The sequence below is a fragment of the Kitasatospora sp. NPDC057015 genome, assembly GCF_042673745.1.
GTDB lineage: Bacteria > Actinomycetota > Actinomycetes > Streptomycetales > Streptomycetaceae > Kitasatospora.
This window is the reverse complement of record NZ_JBHUSG010000141.1, coordinates 1232-1599: the sequence shown is the minus strand read 5'-3', so window position 1 is coordinate 1599 and position 368 is coordinate 1232. Positions and strand designations below refer to the sequence as shown.

General features: G+C 55.4%; 1 protein-coding gene. It reads left to right on the top strand.

Features of this window, described 5'->3' with window-relative positions:
• Positions 1 to 368 (top strand): glycosyltransferase family A protein (locus tag ACFTWP_RS41680; protein ID WP_380270390.1); only part of this gene is annotated, 368 nt, incomplete at both ends.

Here is a 368-nt window from a genome sequence, read left to right as displayed (position 1 = left end):
TAGTCGTACCGCATTTCAATCTGGGCGAGTATCTTCCGCGCACACTCGATTCGATCCTGGCGTCGACTTACGAGAACGTTGAAATCGTCGTCGTTGACGACTGTTCGACTGACGCGTTGAGTTGCCTCGCGATCGAACGCATTCAGACGTTGGGCGGGCGCATACGCATCGTTCGGAATCCCATGAATCTTGGGCTGGCGGCAACCAGGAATGTCGCGCTTCAGCACGTGTGCGGAGAGTTCATACTCACGCTCGATGCGGACGATCTCATTGGTCCCCAGTTCATCGAACTGGCGGTCGACGCATTGCAACGCAATCCTGAATTCGATTTCGTCGTGCCGCAAACCGGATTCTTCCTGGATCGAGAG